The 17,878-nt window shown below is 70.3% G+C and carries 16 protein-coding genes; 7 read left to right on the top strand and 9 right to left on the bottom strand.

Annotated features, from left to right (window positions below; translation table 11 throughout):
• Positions 1-13 precede the first annotated feature (13 nt).
• From C4V41_RS15210 to C4V41_RS15225, 4 genes are all read left to right on the top strand, one after another.
• Positions 14-1,438 (top strand): hypothetical protein, encoded by a 1,425-nt coding sequence (locus tag C4V41_RS15210; RefSeq protein ID WP_235030131.1) that lies wholly within the window; start codon positions 14-16, stop codon positions 1,436-1,438.
• A 264-nt stretch (positions 1,439-1,702) separates the two neighbouring features.
• Positions 1,703-3,268, top strand: coding sequence for an LCP family protein (locus C4V41_RS15215; RefSeq protein WP_235030132.1), 1,566 nt, complete (start codon positions 1,703-1,705; stop codon positions 3,266-3,268).
• A gap of 172 nt (positions 3,269-3,440) precedes the next feature.
• Positions 3,441-4,658: an acyltransferase family protein gene (locus tag C4V41_RS15220; protein WP_160150285.1), complete on the top strand. Its 1,218-nt coding sequence runs from the start codon at positions 3,441-3,443 to the stop codon at positions 4,656-4,658.
• A 56-nt stretch (positions 4,659-4,714) separates the two neighbouring features.
• Complete coding sequence (locus tag C4V41_RS15225) at positions 4,715-5,677, top strand: glycosyltransferase (RefSeq protein ID WP_103956452.1); 963 nt, start codon at positions 4,715-4,717, stop codon at positions 5,675-5,677.
• 95 nt (positions 5,678-5,772) lie between these two features.
• Here C4V41_RS15225 and C4V41_RS15230 read toward each other — a convergent pair whose 3' ends face one another.
• Positions 5,773-6,687, bottom strand: coding sequence for a hypothetical protein (locus C4V41_RS15230; RefSeq protein WP_103956453.1), 915 nt, complete (start codon positions 6,685-6,687; stop codon positions 5,773-5,775).
• A complete protein-coding gene (locus C4V41_RS15235) occupies positions 6,677-7,153 on the bottom strand; it encodes an RNA polymerase sigma factor (protein ID WP_103956454.1) in 477 nt (158 codons plus the stop codon). Before C4V41_RS15235 ends, C4V41_RS15230 begins: the two co-directional genes overlap by 11 nt.
• Before the next feature lie 78 nt (positions 7,154-7,231).
• Here C4V41_RS15235 and C4V41_RS15240 point away from each other — a divergent pair, with 78 nt between their 5' ends.
• Positions 7,232-7,948 carry an acetoacetate decarboxylase family protein gene (locus C4V41_RS15240; RefSeq protein ID WP_103956455.1) on the top strand — a complete coding sequence of 239 codons (717 nt, stop codon included), beginning with the start codon at positions 7,232-7,234 and terminating at the stop codon, positions 7,946-7,948.
• 2 nt (positions 7,949-7,950) lie between these two features.
• Here the strand turns inward: C4V41_RS15240 and C4V41_RS15245 are convergent, their stop codons facing one another.
• The 6 genes from C4V41_RS15245 to C4V41_RS65325 all read right to left on the bottom strand — a co-directional run bounded on the left by C4V41_RS15245 (position 7,951) and on the right by C4V41_RS65325 (position 13,680).
• Positions 7,951-8,835, bottom strand: coding sequence for a glycosyltransferase family 2 protein (locus C4V41_RS15245; protein WP_103956456.1), 885 nt, complete (start codon positions 8,833-8,835; stop codon positions 7,951-7,953).
• A gap of 183 nt (positions 8,836-9,018) precedes the next feature.
• Positions 9,019-9,786 carry a CDP-alcohol phosphatidyltransferase family protein gene (locus C4V41_RS15250; RefSeq protein WP_103956457.1) on the bottom strand — a complete coding sequence of 256 codons (768 nt, stop codon included), beginning with the start codon at positions 9,784-9,786 and terminating at the stop codon, positions 9,019-9,021.
• Positions 9,764-10,804 carry an iron-containing alcohol dehydrogenase family protein gene (locus tag C4V41_RS15255; protein ID WP_200824009.1) on the bottom strand — a complete coding sequence of 347 codons (1,041 nt, stop codon included), beginning with the start codon at positions 10,802-10,804 and terminating at the stop codon, positions 9,764-9,766. The genes C4V41_RS15250 and C4V41_RS15255 overlap by 23 nt, the downstream gene beginning before the upstream one ends.
• A 28-nt stretch (positions 10,805-10,832) precedes the next feature.
• On the bottom strand, positions 10,833-11,567 hold the full coding sequence (locus tag C4V41_RS15260) for a phosphocholine cytidylyltransferase family protein (RefSeq protein ID WP_103956459.1): 735 nt from the start codon (positions 11,565-11,567) through the stop codon (positions 10,833-10,835).
• Positions 11,568-11,644: 77 nt separating this feature from the next.
• Positions 11,645-12,253, bottom strand: a complete 609-nt coding sequence (locus C4V41_RS65320; RefSeq protein WP_268808602.1) for a DUF5941 domain-containing protein — start codon at positions 12,251-12,253, stop codon at positions 11,645-11,647.
• Positions 12,254-12,264: 11 nt separating this feature from the next.
• Positions 12,265-13,680, bottom strand: coding sequence for a CDP-alcohol phosphatidyltransferase family protein (locus C4V41_RS65325; protein WP_103956461.1), 1,416 nt, complete (start codon positions 13,678-13,680; stop codon positions 12,265-12,267).
• A gap of 111 nt (positions 13,681-13,791) precedes the next feature.
• Between C4V41_RS65325 and C4V41_RS15275 the strand changes: the two genes are divergently transcribed.
• Entirely contained in the window at positions 13,792-15,078 is a 1,287-nt protein-coding gene (locus C4V41_RS15275) for a bifunctional cytidylyltransferase/SDR family oxidoreductase (protein WP_103956462.1), read from the top strand.
• A 26-nt stretch (positions 15,079-15,104) separates the two neighbouring features.
• Positions 15,105-16,844, top strand: a complete 1,740-nt coding sequence (locus C4V41_RS15280) for a CDP-glycerol glycerophosphotransferase family protein (RefSeq protein ID WP_235030133.1) — start codon at positions 15,105-15,107, stop codon at positions 16,842-16,844.
• Here C4V41_RS15280 and C4V41_RS15285 read toward each other — a convergent pair.
• Positions 16,841-17,857, bottom strand: coding sequence for a glycosyltransferase family 2 protein (locus C4V41_RS15285; protein ID WP_103956463.1), 1,017 nt, complete (start codon positions 17,855-17,857; stop codon positions 16,841-16,843). The two genes, C4V41_RS15280 and C4V41_RS15285, sit on opposite strands and share 4 nt — an antisense overlap.
• Positions 17,858-17,878 lie beyond the last annotated feature (21 nt).

The raw sequence follows: 17,878 nt of genomic DNA on the forward strand, positions 1-17,878 counted from the left end.
TAGCGTACGCCTCGTGCCGGAGAACCCCGTGCCGGAGAGCAAGGACAGGGAGGACGTGCGGGTGGTGTCGGAGGCTCGCACGAAACCCCTGGATCTCGCGCGGCGGCACGGGTGGTTCCTCGCGGTCCTCGGGCTCGGCGCCCTGCTGCGGGTCCTGGCCATGCTCGGCTACCGGCCCGCGCTGTGGTTCCCCGACTCCTACACCTACATCGTCACGGTCTTCAAACCCAGCCCCGACCTGGTGCGGCCGGCCGGCTACTCGCTGTTCCTGAAGCTCCTGGAGCCGCTGCACGCCTTCGGCGCGGTCACGGCGGTCCAGCACCTGCTCGGCCTGGCCACCGGGGTGCTCGTCTACCGGGCCGCGCGCCGGGCGCCCCGGTGGGCGGCGACGCTGGCCACGGTGCCGGTGCTGCTGGACGCGTACCAGGTCGAGCTGGAGCACCTGCTGGTCTCGGACACGCTGTTCATGTTCCTGGTCGTGGCCGCCGTCGCGCTGAGCACGACCCTGCGGCCGGCCACGGTCGTGGCCGTCGGGCTGCTGCTGGCCGCCGCCACGCTCACCAGGACCATCGGCCAGCCGCTCATCGTGGTGCTGGCGGCCTGGTTCGTGCTGCGCGGGCGGTTCCGGCTGACGGGCGTGCTGCTCGCGGCCGCGCTGGTGCCGGTGATCGCGTACGGCGGCTGGTTCTACGCCGTCCACCACCGCGCCGGCATCGTGGGCGCGAACGGCGTCTTCCTGTACGCCCGCACGATGTCCTTCGCCGACTGCGCCAAGATGAACCCGCCGGCCGACCTGCGCGTCCTGTGCGACCCGCGCCCGCCGGAGCGGCGGCCGCCCTCCCAGGAGTACATCTGGGCCAAGGACTCCCCCCTCGTGCTGCGGCCCGGGATCACGTTCACGAAGGAGAACGACGACCTGGCGGCCAGGTTCGCGACGCTGGCGATCACCGCGCAGCCGCTCGACTACGCCGCCTCGGTGCTGACCGAGCTGGGCCGCACGTTCACCTGGGGCCGCCCGGTCTACCCGGATCCCGAGATCTACGCCTATTACCAGTTCCCGGTGACCGAGCCAGGACCTCCTGGGCGCTATCCCGCGCAGGTCGGCGCCGAGTATGCCAAGCTCTACGAGCAGGGTGCGATCGGCACGGAGATCGTCGAGCCTTACGCCGGCTGGCTGCGGGCCTACCAGAGCATGGTGCGACTGCCCGGCCCGCTGCTCCTGGGAGTCCTGCTCGTGCCGCCGGTGGTGGCGATCGTCCGCAGGCGCCTCTCGGGGCCTCCGGCCTGGCTGGTGCCCTGGGCGACAGGCGTCGTGCTGCTGATCACCCCGGCCGCGGCCGCCGAGTTCGACTACCGCTACGTGCTGCCGGCCGTACCCCTGGCCTGTCTGGCGGCGGCGCAGAGCCTCAGGTCAGAGGAGCTCCAGCGGTCCCGCTAGAAAGAGTTTGGCGATGATATTCCACCTAATGTCCGGCTCTGAGTATGCTGTGCGGCGGAAACATCACGCCCGGGTCACGGTCGTTCCCCGCGGTCATGGCCCGAGCCACGCCGTGCGTGACCTAGTCTCGTGGCGCGGAGCGACCAAGCCGGCGCGTCAGGCGCGAGGACTGAGGCCAGGGGGCGTATGAGCGACTACAGGGGCATGCCACCGGGTGATCCCGGGCAGGGTCACAGGTCGGCTCCTCCGCAACCGGGCAGCAGGATGGCACGTCGAGCGGCGGCCGCCGCCGGAACACCGCCGCCACCGCCCGCCGACCGCCCCCCGCGCGGTCATCGCTCCGGCGGCGACGGTCAGGGCAAGATGCGCGTGCTGGCCTGGATCAGCATCGGCCTCACCACGGCGATGGTGGCGGGGCTGCTGACCGTCTACACGCTCATGCGCGACACCTTCGGCAACATCACCGAGAAGAGCGTCAAAGAGGACATCATCAACCCGCGTCCTCCGGAAACGGGCGCGCTCAACGTGCTCCTCGTCGGCTCCGACACGCGGGCGGGCAAGGGCAACGCCCGATATGGCCAGAAGCTGGCCAGGGAGGCCGACGCGGGCGGCAAGCGCACCGACACGATCATTCTCATGCACATCTCGCCCAACCGGGACAAGGCCCGTCTGATCAGCTTCCCGCGCGACTCCATGGTGCAGATCCCGAAGTGCAAGAACGAGGCCACCAAACAGGTGATGGCCCCGCGTCGCGACATGATCAACTCAGCCTACAACTCCGGCGGAGTCGCCTGCACCATCTCGACGATCGAGACCCTCACCCAGATCCGCATCAACCACTTCGTCGAGGTGGACTTCAGCGGCTTCAAGAACATCGTCGACGCGCTCGGCGGCATCGAGGTCTGCCTGAAGTCGGGCGTCAACGACAAGGACTCCAAGCTGGTCCTGCCGCCCGGCAAGAGCCTGCTGAACGGCGAGAAGGCCCTGGGATTCGTACGCCTGCGCAAATACGGCGACAACAGCGACATCCAGCGCATCAGGCGCCAGCAGATCTTCCTGAGCAAGGTCGTCGCCAAGGCCACCAGCAGCGACCTGCTCACCGATCTGGGCCGCCTCAGGGAGTTCATCGGGGCCGCGGCGAGCTCGGTCACCATGGACCCCGAGCTGGCGAACGACACCGAGCGGCTCATCGAGATCGCCACCAGCGCCAGGGAGATGACGGCCGGCGGCGTCCAGTTCACCACGGTCCCGTGGGGCGCCGACCCCGCCGATCCCAACCGCGTGGTCTGGAAGGAACCGGACGCCACCCAGCTGTTCACCGCGATCAAGACCGACACCGAGGTCACCGTCGCGGCGCCGAGCGCCAGTGCGAGCGCCAAGCCCAAGGTCACGATCAAGCCGGAGCAGGTACGCGTCCAGGTCCTCAACGGCACCAAGACCTTCGGCAAGGCCCGCGAGGTCGCCGACGAGCTGGTCAAACAGGGCTTCACCGTCGTGGAGCTGGGCAACTACGAGGCCGCGGGCGGCGCGAGCGTGGCGAAGAGCGAGGTCCACTACGCCAAGACGATCGAGTCGGCGGCCGACCACGCGAGCACGCTGGCCGGCGCGGTCCTGCCGAAGCCGGCCGCCGCGTCGGGCAAGGTCAAGGCGACCAACGCGCAGCCGTACGCGTCGACGGTGCCCGCCGCGGCGGGAGCGCCCGCCAAGGGCACCCCGGTGATGCAGCTCGTCGTCGGTGAGGACTTCGACTCGGTCAAGGTGACCAAGCTGCCCGACAGCGTCAGCAAGAGTTCGATCACCGCGTCCGAGCAGAAGAACGTGTGCACCTGACGCTCCAAGTTCCCTGTGTAACCGGGCATTCTGGGCTGTCCCGGGGGACAGGACCCGCGAGGCGGGATAGTCTGTTTCGGGTCGGCGACGCAGCGCGACACGGCACCGTAAGGTCTGCTGATCGTGTTCTCGTCGTGTTCCCCGGCCCCGAGCGAAGCTGAGCGACTCCCCTGTGTCTGACACCAGATCGTCCCCACCGGTCACGACCCCGCGGAGCCCTGACGAGGGCGGCCCCGCTGACACGGGGGCTCGCTGGCCGCTACCGGAGGAGACCTTCTGGAGCGAGGCCACCGACCCGCACGGAGTCGCCCCGGGCGAGCGGACCGCCCCTCAGGCGGCGGTGGCCGCGCCGCCCGCCGAGCAGCCGGAGCCGCAGCGCCGGCCCGAGCCGCCCAAGCGTAAGCGCGACCCCTATCTCGACAACGTCAAGTTCGTCCTGATCGCGCTCGTGGTGGTCGGCCACTCGCTGGTGCCGACGCTCGCGGCCGACTCCTCCAGGGCCCTCTACATCTTCATCTACGTCTTCCACATGCCGCTGTTCACGCTGCTCAGTGGCTACCTGTCCAGAAATTTCTGGAACTCCAACGCGAAGACCAACAAGCTGGTCGACACGTTCCTGGTCCCCTACGTGATCGTCGAGGTCGGCTACGCCGCGCTGCGCTTCTCGCTGGGCCAGAAGTGGAGCCTGACGATCATCGATCCGGCCTGGCTCAACTGGTATCTGCTGGCGCTGCTGTTCTGGCGGTTGTCCACACCGGTGTGGAAGCGGATGAAATATCCGGTCCCGGTGGCGATCGCGATCTATCTGTTCGCCGGGTTCTCCCAGATCACCGGCGACTTCAGCATGGACCGGTTCTTCGGCCTGATGCCGTTCTTCGTGATCGGCCTGGTCATGCAGCCCGAGCACTTCGAGATGCTGAACCGGCGCTGGATCAAGATCGCCTCGGTGGTCACGCTCCTCGGCGCGGCGGCGGTGGCCATCCTCATCGCCGGCCGGGCGAAGCTCGGCCCGCTCTACTTCAAGGAGAGCTACCAGGACCTCGACCTGTCCTGGTACATGGGCATCGGCCTGCGCACCGGGCTGCTGGTCTGCGCGCTGGCCATGTGCTTCGCGGTGCTGGCGCTGGTGCCCAGGGGCGAGACGTGGTACTCCGATCTCGGCACCCGCACGCTCTACTGCTACCTGCTGCACGGCATCCCGGTCCTGATCGCCAAGGAGATGGGCTGGCTGGAGCTCCCGTGGCTGCACGGGCCGCTCGGCGTGCTGGCGATCAGCTCGACGTGCTTCGCGCTGGCGATCGTGCTGTGCCTGCCGGAGACCCGCACCGTTTTCAAGTGGGTGCTGGAGCCCCGGCTGGTCTGGCTCTATCGCCGCCCCTCACGAAGTTAAGCGGCCGTTCCACCCGCATTAACGCCTTTGACCTGGTAGGCGCGGAGCATCGACACATGCGCGCATGTGTCGCCACGACCGTCCATCATCCCGAGGACGCCCGGATCATGCATCGGCAGATCCGGGCCCTGCTCGACGCGGGCCACGAGGTGACCTACGTCGCGCCCTTCACCTATTTCAACGTGACCCCGGCCATGGGACTCACCGCGGTCGACGTGGCCCGCAACGCCACCTACAGCCGGGCGCGCACCGCGCTGCGACGCGGCGTGCGGGGCGCGGACCTGCTCATCGTGCACGACCACCGGCTGCTGCGGGCGCTGCCCTACCGGCGCCCGCCGGTCGTCTGGGACGTACGCGAACAGGTGACCCCCCGGAGTCTCGCCCGGGCCGAACGGCGCCACCAGGTGATCACGCCCGCGGTGGTCCCGGAGGCGACCCTGGTGTCAGCCAGTCCTCCCCCTCCCGGCGACACCAGGGTCGTCCACATCGGCCGTCTGTCGGCCGAGCGCGGCGTGACGGAGCTGATCGGCCTGGCCGAGCGCCTGGTCCCGCACGGCATCAGGCTCGACCTGATCGGCGCCGCGGCCCGCGACGTCCGGCCGCTGCTGCGGGACGCGCAGCGGGTGGGGCTGCTCGACTGGTTCGGGTACGTGCCCAACCGGCACGCCCTGCGCATGGCCGAGGGCGCGCTGGCCGGTCTCTCCCTGGCCGACGACACGGTGCGGACGCTGCCCACGAAGATCATGGACTACATGGGCCGCGGCCTGCCGGTGATCACGACCCCACAGGGCGCCTCACTGGTCGAGGGGGCCGGTTGCGGGCTCGTGGTGCCCCTGGACGTGGACGCGGCGCTGAACGCCGTACTGGACCTCAAGGAGGACCCGGCACGGCGGGTGAAGCTGGGCGCGCTGGGCCACACGGAGGCCCGCCTGCGCCACCACTGGCCCGACCACGCCGCGGCCTTCGTCCGCCGCGCCGAGTCCTGGGCGGGCGTGACCAGACACGCCCTGGCCGTCTAGACCCGTTTCCCGCACGTCACCCCGATTTCTCTTGGAGGAAGGGGAGGCGGAGAGGCCGGTTCGCCTGTGACGATGCAGCGCATGCGGAGAGTCGGCTAGGGACGGTCGAGGTCGAAGGCGACGTCTCCGAGCCGGATCGTGCGCACGCGCGGGTCCTCGATGAGCTTGCGCAGCTTCCCGATCGAGGTTTCGTCCACGAAGGCGTAGGCCAGACCCTCGCGGGACGCCTTCCGCAGCCGATCCAGGGAGAGATCGAAGCTGCGCAGGTTCCGGTCGTCGTGGTCGCGCAGCATGGCCACCCAGGAGCGGAAGTTGCCCAGGCCGACGCCGCAGCCCTCCTTGTCCTCGGCGAACGGGCCGCGATCCCAGGTGATGTCGCCCCAGGTGATCGGCAGCGAGCCCGTCCTGCGCTCGTAGACCACCTTCTCCGCGCACGCCTCGTTCTGCTCCAGGAATCCCTTGAGCTCGTCGGCCCCGAGCGGTGCGGCGAACTCCACCACGGCCACCGCCAGCAGGTCGGCGGGAAGCCTGGCCAGCGCCTTACGGACCTCCTCTTTGGCCGCCAGCGCGCTGCCGACCTCGTAGAACTTGACGGAGAGCCTGGTATTGGCGCTGTTGCCCAGCGGCAGGTGGTCCACCCGGCCGAAGAAGTTCTGGCTGATCGGGTAGGTGCCGGCGACGGCCGGCTCCCGGCCGCCGCTGTCCGCGCGCAGCGGGCCGGCGCTCACCTTGAAGGACATCGACAGTGGTGTCGTCTCGCAGCACTCGCCGGAGACGACCTGGTAGCCCGGGTTGTACAGCTTGAAAGCGGTGCCGAGCACGTCCATCATGCGTTCGCCGCGGCCCCCGCGCGTCTGCACGAGCGATGAGCCCACCGTGGCCGTCAGGCCGAGCACCAGCAGCACCGCCAGCACGTACGAGGTCGTCCTGAAGAGTCCTCGCCGGACCGCCCGGCTGGCTCGCTTCGGGTCGAAGTCCGGCATTTCCAGCTCGGGCAGGTCATCGGTCATGGGGCACTCCGTAAACGTCGGCGAAGGCGGCTCTGGCCCGCCACACTGCGGTCTTGATCGAGGCGTGCTTCCTGCCGGTCATCGCGGCCACCTCGACGAGCGAGAAGCCCTCGAAATAGACCAGCGTGAGCAGCCTGCGGTGCTGCTCGGGCAGCCGGTCGAGGGCGTCGCGCACGTCGAGGGCGGCCACGTGCAGCGGGGGCGCGCCGAGCTCGTCGGGTTCGGGCAGGGGCAGCTCACGGCGGCCGCGGCGGACGTGGTCGATGAGCACGTTGCGCGCGATCGTGAGCAGCCAGGCGGCCGGATTCTCGCCGCGCCAGCCCAGCAGGGCCCTGGTCGCCTTGACGAACGTCTCCTGGGCCAGATCTTCCGCGAGATGGGGGTCACGGGTCCTGCGCAGGAGGAATCCGCACACGAGCGGCCAATGCTCGCGATACAGGTCCTCGATGATGATGCCCCCCGTAATCTTTCGGTCGTCACATCACACCTAGACGGCACCGGGACGGGAATGGTCACACGGCTCGGCGGTTGATGTACTGGGGCCATGGCATCGCATCTGATCCAGGGCCGGACGGTGAGCATGCCTGTACGGGTGAGGGACGCCGAGATCTGCAGCGCCTTCTACCCGGTGCGTGCCGACGCCGCCAGGGCGGTCATCGCATATTCCGGCCTCGACGTGACCGAGGTCCTGCCGGGCAAGGCCGTCTGCGTGCTGATGTTCGTGGACTACCGTGACGGCGACCTCGACACCTACCACGAGTTCGGCATGGCCTTCCTCGTCCGCCCGCCGGGCTCGACCGGCGCCTCGGGGCTGGCCGACCTGAAGCAGGCCGGGGTGTTCATCCACTGGCTGCCGGTCGACCAGTCGTTCACGCTGGAGGCCGGGCGGACGTTGTGGGGGTTTCCGAAGGAGCTGGCTCACATCGACCTGCGGCTGGGGTCGCCGTACAAGAGGTGTGTTCTCCGCAAGGACGGCCGGCTCGTGCTCGACATGCTCATCAAGCCGGGGGCGCCCATGCCGGGGGCCGCGGCCATGACGCCGCTCGACGCCTACACCCACCGCGACGGGGTCACCCGGCGCGTCCCGTGGTCCGTGGTGCGGGCCCGCGGCGCCCGGATCCGGCCCGGCGGGGCGCTGATCCGCCTGGGCAACCATCCCATCGCCAAGGAGCTGAGCGAGCTGGGGCTGCCCAAGCGGGCGATGTTCAGCACGACGATCTCGCGCGCCGCCATGACCTTCGGAGCGGCGCGCGAGACCTGACGTCAGACGATCGGAGGACGGCCGAGCTTGACCATGCGCCAGGCCGTCCGCCAGGCCATGGGACGCCGCTCGCCCGCCGGGGTGCGCAGGCCCTCGAAGAAGCCGGTGAACCACGCCTTGAGCGGGCCGCCGGAGGCGCGTTCGCGGACCACGGTGAGCACGACCCAGTTGGTCAGGTAGAGGAACGCCAGCGGCCACGGCAGGTTGCGTCTGGCCAGCCAGACCCGGTTGCGGGCGTTGAGCCGGTAGAACTCGGTGTGCCTGGTCGGCGGCACCTGCGGGTGGTACATCACCGTCTCGGCGTCGTATTCGATCCGGTAGCCCTCTCCCAGCAGCCGCCAGGCCAGGTCGGTCTCCTCGTGCGCGTAGAAGAACCGCTCGGGCAGGCCGCCCACCTGGAGGAAGGCCGAGCGCCTGATGGCCGAGGCGCCGCCCAGGAACGTCGTGACCGGCGAGGAGCGCTGCGGGTCGCCGGCGCGCAGGCGCGGGACGTGGCGTCGCTGGCCGATGCCGCCGTCGGGGTCCATCACCCGGAAGGAGATGACCGCGAGGTCGGGCTCGGTGGCGAAGCGGTCGCGTACGTGCGCGACGACCTTCGGGTTGGCATACCAGCCGTCGTCGTCGAGGAACAGCACGACATCGCCCGAGCACTCCTCGACGCCGCGGTTGCGGCCTGCGGGGATGCCCGTGTTCTGGTCGAGCCGGATCGATTTCACGACCGCGGCCGACCCCTCGGGTGGCGTCGCCGACACCGTGGGCACGTCGGCGCCGTTGCCCACGATCACCACTTCGACGTCGCCGTCGATCTGGTTGAGCGCGGACTCGACCGCCCGGTTCAGCTCCGCGACCCGGTTGCCCATGGTGAGGATGACGCACGAGATCTTCAACGAATCACAGTCCTGACGCGTTGAGAACACGAGCGGAGCATTCTTTCATGATCACCGAGTCTGCTAATTCGCATATTGATATGAGTGAGGCCAAGCGTATCGGAACCAGGGGTGAACCCCCACCGAACGGCGGACGTCCGATCAATACGACGGACGAGGGGCCTCTTCGGTTCCGACATGGGATCACGCGAGTCGTCTCGATGCGAGAATGCTGACCAGATGCAGCACCACCTGGAGATATGCCGCGACGAAGCAGGCGGCGACCAGCACCCGCGTGGCCGTGAGGTCGCCGGTCACCACGTCGATCACCGCGGTCACCAGCGCGAGCAGCGACAGCTCGATCGGCTGCACGATCCGGTGGAACTTCGTGGCACCCAGGATGCGCCTGCCCAGCCCGAGCAGCCCGGAGCGAAACTGCCCCACGGACGCCTCGGTGGCTCCCGGCAGGCCCCCCTTGGCCCGCGCCACGTCGACCAGGTCGGTCTCGGCCTTGATCAGGATCGCGCCGAGCGCGGCGGCGACCCCCAGCACGGTGTACCAGTCGGGCAGCACCGCCGACGCGCGCCAGCCCAGCCCGGCCAGCAGCGCCGCCTCGGCGAAGTAGGCGCCGACCCGGTCGAGGTAGACGCCGGTCAGCGAGGTCTTGCCGGTCCACCGGGCCAGCTCGCCGTCGGAGCAGTCGAGCAGCAGGTAGACCTGGATGAGCAGGGCGGCGCCCACCACGGCCCAGAACCCCGGCAGGGCGATCACGAACCCGGCCGCGACCCCCGCCACCGTCATCACCCAGGTGAGCTGGTTGGGCGTGACGGAGGTCTTGGTGAACATCCAGGTGACGTAGATGGACAGGCGGCGCATGTAGAGCACGCCCGCCCAGTGCTCGCCGTTCCTGCGCTCCAGGTGGCCCTCGGGCTGGGCGACCCGCCGGATCTCAGCTACCGAAGGAGCGGACATAGTCCCCCACCCGATCCCGGATCTCGGAGTCCTGCATGCGCAGGTGCTCCAGGATCGTGTAACGGCCGGGACGGGTCGCCGGCGCCAGCGCGACGACCTCGGCGAACTGCTCGGCGGTCAGCCCGATGTCGGCCGGGACGACGGGCAACTCGTGCCGGCGCAGGCAGTCGACCACCTGCTTGACGCGGGCGTCGTCCTCCCTGAGGAAGAAGCAGAAGGCGGCACCGATCCCGGCGAGCTCGCCGTGGTTGGAGGTGCCGGGGAAGAGCTGATCCACGGCATGAAGGATCTCATGGTCTCCACCGCTCGCGGGCCGAGATGAGCCCGCTACCACCATCGACATGCCCGACAGAATCAACGATTCGGCCAGAACGGTCAGGAACGCGTCGGACTCGATGGAGTCCGTACGGCCGATGAGCGCCTCGGCGGCCGTCCGCGACATCGAGCAGGCCAGCCCGTCGATGGGCTCGCCGCGCTCGACGTTGCCGAGCTGCCAGTCCTCGATGGCCGACAGGTTGCTGACCACGTCGCCCACGCCCGCCCGGACGAGCGACTGCGGCGCGTTGTGCACGAAGTCGAGGTCGACCAGGATCGCCAGCGGCATCGGCACGCCGAACGTGCCCTTGCCACCCTCGTAGAGCAGGGAGGCGGTCGGCGAGCAGATGCCGTCGTGGGAGAGGTTGGTGGCCACCGCGACCATCGGGATGCCCGCGAGCGACGCGGCGTATTTGGTCGCGTCGATCGTCTTGCCACCACCGACGCCCACCACGACCTCGTAGGCGCCCTTGCGCAGGTCGGCGCCGAGCGAGACGGCCGCGTCGACCGACCCGTCGGCCACCCTGAACACCTCTGCCTCGCCCAGCGTCGGGGCGATCAGGCTCTCGATGTGGTCGCCCTGGCCGGGGCCGACGGCCACGGCGACGCGCCCTGAGGTCGCCACGCGGCTGTCGGCCAGCAGGGCGCCGAGCTGGGCCACCGCACCCCGCCTGACCTCCATGGTCAGGGGGGCCGGCAACATCCTCGCTAGAAGCGGCATCCGCGCCCCCTCAGTAGCGAACGGCTATGGTGCGAGCCTTCGCCAGGTCGTCGTGGTTGTCCACCTCGACCCAGTCGACCTCACCGATGGGCGCGGCGTGGATGACCTCGCCGCGCTCGACCATCTCCTGATAGCCGTCCTCGTAGTAGAGCTGGGGGTCGCGCTCGAACGTGGTCTTGAGCGCGTCGGCGAGCCGGTCGGCCGCGCCCGGCCTGATGAGGGTGGCGCCGATGTACTCGCCGTAGGCCTCGGCCGGGTCCATCAGCTTGGTGATGCGGCGCAGCGAGCCCTCGGGCGAGAGCGTGACCTTCATCTCCTCGTCGGCCAGCTTCTTGACGTTGTCGACGGCCAGCAGGACGTCGCTGGTCTCGGGGGCCGACAGCAGCGTCTTCTCGATCGAGACCGGGTGCACGGTGTCGCCGTTGACCAGCAGCACGCCCTGCGAGAAGTAGTCGCGGGCGCACCACAGGGAGTAGGCGTTGTTCCACTCCTCGGCCTTGTCGTTGTGCACAAGGGTGAGCTTGACGCCGTGGCGCCGCTCCAGAGCGTCTTTTCGCTCGTGTACGGCCTGCGCCGCGTACCCGACGACGACCACGACCTCCCTCAGGTCCACCTCGGCGAGGTTACGCAGCGAGATGTCCATGATCGTGGTTTCGCCGTCGACCGGCACGAGCGCCTTGGGCAGCGTGTCGGTGTACGGCCGCAGGCGTCGTCCGGCTCCAGCGGCCAGAACCATTCCCAGCAACGTGCACTCCTCGGTAGAGCATGTCCATGTAAGCCCAAAGAGTATTCGCCTTTGGGCAGGGCGCGGGCAATCCGGCGTTAGTCTTGCGTTCCCATATCGGCTGCTTCCACCCCGGATCGGGGCGCGGCCAACCAGCAGGTCAGGCTCTCCCAGCCGAACAGACCCCATAGGTATATCGCGAGCACCACGTAGCCGCCGGTCACCCAGCCCGACAGGGCGGCCAGCGAGACCACCATCATCCGCCCGTCCCACCCGAGCCCGAGCGTGGCCAGCCACGGGGGCGGGTAGACGTGCTGGCGCAGCCGGTAGACCAGATCGTAATGATGGAAGCCCAGCGCGCCGATCAGCAGGAAGATCAGCACGGGGTGGATCTCGTGGGCGAACCCGCAGGAGGCGATGAAGGTGTATTCGATGAGCCGCAGGATCGGCGGCACCAGCCAGTCGACCCGGCCGTCGTGCGGATGGCTGCTGCCAGGACCGGCCAGCAGCAGCGTCACGGCGGGCGCGAACACCGCCAGCCCGTCCGACCCGGCCACGCCCAGCACCAGCAGCACGCCGGTGACGAACGTGCCGGCGAGCACCGGCGGCAGCGGCGGGAGCTGCCCGGCCACGAGCAGGCCCATGGCGCGGGAGAGCGGCCCGTCGTCGCGGTAGGCCACGACGGTGCTGCTCGGGACGGGTGTCATGTGGACCGAAATCACCTTGCCGACCTCGCGATCCGTCCGGTGAGCTGGTAGAGGGCCGCCAGGCCGCCCCAGCAGAGCAGCGACAGGAACGTCACCCTGGCGTTCCAGCCCGCGGCGGTCACCGCGATCAGCGCCATCCGCTCACCGATGGGCAGCACGATCATCTTCTTCAGCCAGCGCGCCACAGTGTCGCGCTCCAGCCGGTGGGCGAACGAGAGCACGCCGTGGTCGCGGCGGGCGTCCAGCGACTCCAGCAGGGAGCCGGCGGGCCTGCCCCACAGGGCTCCGACGCGGGCGGAGTCGGCGACGGCGCCCGCGTACGTGTAGTCGATGGCGTGCCTGACGGCCTGGAGGATCGTCGCGGTCGCCGCGAGATACCAGATCTCGGTGCCGCCGAAGCCGAAGGCGAGCCCGATGTAGACGAGGAATTCCTTCAGCCGGTCGGCCATGCCGTCGGCCCACGCGCCGAGCGGCGAGAACGTACGGGTGTAGCGGGCGAGCTGCCCGTCGAGGCAGTCGAGCGCGAACGACAGCAGCAGCAGCGCGGCCCCGGCCAGCCGCCCGCCCTGGGTGCCGGCCGAGAACCAGACCGCCGCCAGCAGGGCCAGCCCCACCGAGACGCCGGTGACCGTGTTGGGCGTGAGCTTGAGCCGCACGGCCGGCTTGACCAGGTGGCGGGTCCAGGTGGAGACGAAGAAGGTGGTGAAGAAGCCGTCGTCGTCCTTGACCGAGGTGTCGAGCCGGACCCTCGCCTCGTCGATCTCGGCCAGCCGGGTGACGGCGACGTCGGCGGAGATCTGGCCGGTCACCCGGTCGGCGTGCAGCCGCCCGATCCCGGCCGCCCGGACCGTCACGCCGGACCTGACCAGCCCGACGAGCAGCAGGTCGACCGCCTCGACCGGGGTGACGGGGCCGAGCTTGCCCGTCTCGGCCAGCTCGGCCAGCTCCTCCGCGACATCGGCCAGCGAGGCCAGGTCGGCCTCACCGACCTGGAGCAGCCCCCTGAACGTGGCGTTGGCCTCGGGGACGACGTGGAACGAGCTGCCCGCGGCGGCGATCCTGGGGCCGTCGAGCCGGACGGGCGGCCGCAGGGGCGCGGCGGCCGCGTCGTAGGAGACCAGCGCGCCGGTGTCGTGCGCGGGATGTTCGAGCAGCAGCGCGAGCGCCTCCGTGTGGGCCACCAGGTCGGCGGGCAGCACGGCCACGGCGCCCGCGGAGCCACGCGCGATCTTGGCGACCTCGCGCAGGTCGGAGCCGAGGCCGCCGCCTGGCGTGACCACCAGGACGTCGCGGACGGGCAGCACGGCGAGCTGGTCGCTGAGCCGGTCGAGCAGGGTGCCGTCGCCGCTCAGCAGCCTGCAGGCGGGTGTCGTGGCGAGCAGGACGACCGACGTGGTCGTGCTGTCGCGCGTCAATGAGTCGGGCAAAGCGCAGGTCTCCTCCCGGTCGGGGTGGAGCACGTTCACTGGGGGGTACGTAGACACAGCGTAGCGACAGGTCAACGCGATATCACGGAACAGGACCGTTACGCTCGGGGTATGAATTCGGGGCTGCGGTCGGTAGGGGTCCTCCTCGCGGGCGGCGTGGGGCAGCGGGTCGGGCGTGGCGTGCCCAAGCAGCTCATCGAGGTCGCGGGGCGGACGATCATCGAGCACTCGCTGGCGGTGTTCGAGGCGGCGCCCGAGATCGACGAGGTCGTGGTGCTGATGACGCCGGGGCACACCGACCGCGTCAGGGAGATCGTGGCCGCGGGCGGCTACCGCAAGGTGAGCAAGGTCGTGGAGGGGGGCGAGAGCCGTACCGAGAGCACGTGGCGGGCGCTCCGTGCGCTCGGCACCGAGGAGTGCAACGTCCTGCTGCACGACGCTGTACGCCCTCTCCTGGAGCCCCGGATCATCACAGACTGTGTCAGGGCACTGGAGACCCACACGGCCGTCAACGTGGCGATAGCGAGCTCCGACACGGTCCTGGTGGCCGAGCCTGGGCCGGACGGCGAGGTGATCAGCGAGGTGATCGGCGAGGTGCTCGACCGGTCGCGGCTGCGGCGCAGCCAGACGCCGCAGTGCTTCCGCCTGTCGGTGATCCGCGAGGCCTACGACCGGGCGCTGGCCGACCCGCGGTTCCCCGGCCGGCCGGCCACCGACGACTGCGGCGTGGTGCTGCGCTACCTGCCCGACGTGCCGATCCACCTGGTGCCGGGCAGCGAGCGCAACATCAAGGTCACCCACCCCGCCGACCTGCACATCGCCGACCTGCTCTTCCGGCTCCCGCCCGCCGTGCCCAAGGGCGACGCCGGCGGGCTCGCCGGCCGGACGGTGGTCGTGCTCGGCGGCCCGGAGATCGCCTCGCTGGCCACCGCCGGCGGCGCCCGGGTGCACGCCCTGTCGGCGGCCGACGGGGTGCGCGTTGACGACTTCGACTCGGTGGCCAAGGCGCTCGACGACGTGGGCGCGGCCGACCACGTGGTGTACGCGGCGGGCATGGGCCACGCGGGCACCCTCGACAGGGCCACCGGCGAGACCGTCGCCGAGGTGGTCGGCACCGGGCATCTCGGCGCGCTCAACGTGGCCCGCGCCGCCCGCCCGCACCTGCGCGGCAGCCTGCTGCTGCACGTGCCGCCGGGCTCGGGCGCGCTGCACGCCTCCGGGGCCGGTGCGGTGGCCGGGCTGACCCGGGCGCTGGCCCGCGAATGGGCTGCCGACGGCATCCGGGTCAACTGCGTCAATACCGGCGCGTCTCCGCTCCTCGTCGCGCAGACCTCGCTGGACATCCTCATCTCCGACCTATCAGGGCAAGTCATAGATCTTCGCGTGGACGGTTCTTGACCTGACGGTTGTTACCGTGCGATCACATGGGGAGACTCATCGTGATCGCGGCGCTGCTCGGCGGCTACCCCGTCCTGCTGGTGACGGCGCTCTGGCCGGCGCCGCTGCTGTTCGGGGTGGTGGCCGCGGCCTCCTACGCCGCCGAATGCCTGGCGCCGCGCGCCGCCAGGCCGCTGCCCGACCTGCTCGGCAAGGTGCACCTCGGGATCACGCTGCGCTTCGCGGTCAGGGAGACCATGGCGCTGCTGCTGGTGGCGCGGACGTCGGGGCCCGACTCACCGTGGTTCGTGGCGCTGGCGGCCGGCGTGCTCGCGATCCACGCGGTCAGGGCCGTGCACACCGGCCTCGCCATCCGGCTCGTGCAGACGCTCAGCAGGATGCCGGTGACCACCCGCAACCTCGACGTCTCCGCGCTGCGCATCCCCAAGATGCCGCCCAGGGCGCTGCGCGACGCCCGCAGCGTGCCGTTCCTCTACCTGGACGCGCTGCCGGTGCTCGGCGCGGCCCTCGGGGTGGTGCCCGCCGCGCTCGGCGCGTGGCTGGCGATCGTGGCGGGCCTGGCGGGGGCGCTCGCGCTGATCCCGTACGTGCGCCGCGCCACCCCGCTCACCGACCGGGCCAGGGTCCTGGATGTAGTGGCCGAGCAGGTCGAGCGCTACCGGCCCGAGGTCATCCTGTACTTCTCCGGCGCCACCGCGGCCGCCTACCAGGCCAGGATGTGGCTGCCCACGCTCGAACGCCTCGGCCGCCGGGCCATCGTCGTGCTGCGTGAGCGCGGCATGGCCAGGCACCTGGAGACGACCGGCCTGCCGATGGTGTGCATCCCGTCGTCGGCCGACCTGATGAGCTTCCGCGCCCTGTCCAGCGCCAGGCTCTGCCTGTACGTCGCCAACGTCGGCAGGAACGTGCACATGCTGCGCATCCCGACCCTGCGCAGCGTGTTCCTCAACCACGGCGACAGCGACAAGGAGGCCTCGTTCAACCCGTTCTCGCGGGTGTACGACGAGGTGTGGGTGGCCGGGCCGGCCGGTCGTGAGCGTTACCGGCGGGCCAAGGTGGGCGTCAGGGACGAGAACATCTTCGAGGTCGGCCGGCCGCAACTGGAGGGCATCTCCTCCGAGGGGCCCGGGCTGCCGTACCGGACCGTCCTTTACGCTCCCACCTGGGAGGGCTGGAACGACGACCTGTTCCACACCTCACTGATCACCATGGGGCCCCGCATCGTACGGGCGCTGCTCGACCACCGGCCGCCGCTGCGTGTGATCTACAAGCCGCACCCGCTGACCGGGCACCGCGACAAGAGCGCCATCCGGGCGCACAAGAAGATCGTGGCCATGATCGAGGCCGTGGAGCTGGCCAAGTCGAAGGCCAGGCACCCGTCGGGGGTGGTGGCCGGGCAGACGCCGCGGATCAGGCACCTGATCGTCAACGGGCCCGAGCCGCACCTCTACGACTGCTTCAATGAGTGCGACCTGCTGATCAGCGACATCTCCAGCGTCGTGGCCGACTTCCTGGCCAGCGAGAAGCCGTATGCCGTGACGAACGTCGCGGGCCTGCCCGAGCGCGCCTTCTACGAGCGCTACCCGAGCACCGAGGGCGGCGTGTTGCTCGGCGAGGACCTGTCGGCCCTCGCCGAGTTCTTGGACGGGGAGGACACCCTGGCCGGAGCCAGGGTCAAGCTCAGGGGCCAACTGCTCGGCCCCGAATATCCGGACGCGCTGACCCGCTTCAACGCCGCCGTCGAGCGGGTCTTCGCGGGCGGTTAGCCGGGTGGTCTGGCGAGCTTCTTCGGGCTGGTCAGGAAGCCCCAGCCCCATGACCAGTGCATGGCCGCGTAGACGACCGGCAGCCGCAGCTTGACCGCGAAGGGCAGCCCGCTCCCGGTCAGCGCCGAGCCCGCCACGATGGCCACCGCGTAGCCGCCGGGGACGATCAGGGCGAGCGGGAGGAACGGCGAGACGACCAGCCCGAGCAGCATCGCCAGCACGGCGGCGGGCGGCGCCAGGTAGCGCAGGTTGATCGTGCCCTCGTGCGTGCGCGCGACCACCCGCCGCCAGCGGCCGTAGTGGAAGTACTGCTTGGCCAGCGCCTTGACGTTGGGTCTCGGCCGGTAGGAGACCCGCATGCGCGGCTGGAACCACACCAGGCCGCCGCTCTCGCGGATGCGGTGGTTCATCTCCCAGTCCTGGGCCCGCTGGAAGTGCTCGTCGTAGCCGCCCACCCGGTCGAGCGCCGAGCGGCGGAAGACGCCCAGGTAGACGGTGTCGGCGGGGCCCGCCGTCCCGCCCACGTGGAAGGCGGCGGCGCCCACGCCGATCTTTGAGGTCATGGCCCGCGCGACGGCCTGCTCGAACGGCGACACGCCCTCGGCCGCCATCACGCCGCCCACGTTGTCGGCGCCGGTCTCGGCCAGCGTCTCGACCGCGACGCGCAGGTAGTCGGAGGGCAGCATGGCGTGCCCGTCGACCCTGGCGATGATGCCGTTACGCGAGGCGCCGATCGCGGCGTTGAGCGCGTTGGGGGTGCGGCCCGTCGGGTTGGGGACCACGGTCACCCGGGGATCGGCCGCCGCGATGGCGTCGGCGACCTCCTGGGTTCGGTCTTGGGAAGGACCCACGGCGAGGACGACCTCGATCTCACCGGGGTAGCTCTGGGCGAGGACCTGGGCGACGGCCTCGCGAAGGTGCCGCTCCTCGTTGAGGACCGGCATGACGACGGAGATGGGGGGCCAGCCGCGCGTCTCCGCGGGCGCGTGCGGCGAGTCGGGGAACTGCTTCATGGCGGGGCTCACGCTACTGTA

Origin of the sequence: Nonomuraea solani, from assembly GCF_900108335.1 — a bacterium.
Lineage (GTDB): Bacteria > Actinomycetota > Actinomycetes > Streptosporangiales > Streptosporangiaceae > Nonomuraea > Nonomuraea solani.

Coding starts and splice junctions, on each gene's coding strand:
- C4V41_RS15250 (WP_103956457.1), bottom strand. CDS start 9,786: ATGTCCGCTCCTTCGGTAGCTGAGATCCGGCGGGTCGCCCAGCCCGAG.
- C4V41_RS15225 (WP_103956452.1), top strand. CDS start 4,715: ATGCGCGCATGTGTCGCCACGACCGTCCATCATCCCGAGGACGCCCGG.
- C4V41_RS15280 (WP_235030133.1), top strand. CDS start 15,105: ATGGGGAGACTCATCGTGATCGCGGCGCTGCTCGGCGGCTACCCCGTC.
- C4V41_RS15285 (WP_103956463.1), bottom strand. CDS start 17,857: ATGAAGCAGTTCCCCGACTCGCCGCACGCGCCCGCGGAGACGCGCGGC.
- C4V41_RS15215 (WP_235030132.1), top strand. CDS start 1,703: ATGGCACGTCGAGCGGCGGCCGCCGCCGGAACACCGCCGCCACCGCCC.
- C4V41_RS15240 (WP_103956455.1), top strand. CDS start 7,232: ATGGCATCGCATCTGATCCAGGGCCGGACGGTGAGCATGCCTGTACGG.
- C4V41_RS15255 (WP_200824009.1), bottom strand. CDS start 10,804: ATGTTGCCGGCCCCCCTGACCATGGAGGTCAGGCGGGGTGCGGTGGCC.
- C4V41_RS15275 (WP_103956462.1), top strand. CDS start 13,792: ATGAATTCGGGGCTGCGGTCGGTAGGGGTCCTCCTCGCGGGCGGCGTG.
- C4V41_RS65320 (WP_268808602.1), bottom strand. CDS start 12,253: ATGACACCCGTCCCGAGCAGCACCGTCGTGGCCTACCGCGACGACGGG.
- C4V41_RS15230 (WP_103956453.1), bottom strand. CDS start 6,687: ATGACCGATGACCTGCCCGAGCTGGAAATGCCGGACTTCGACCCGAAG.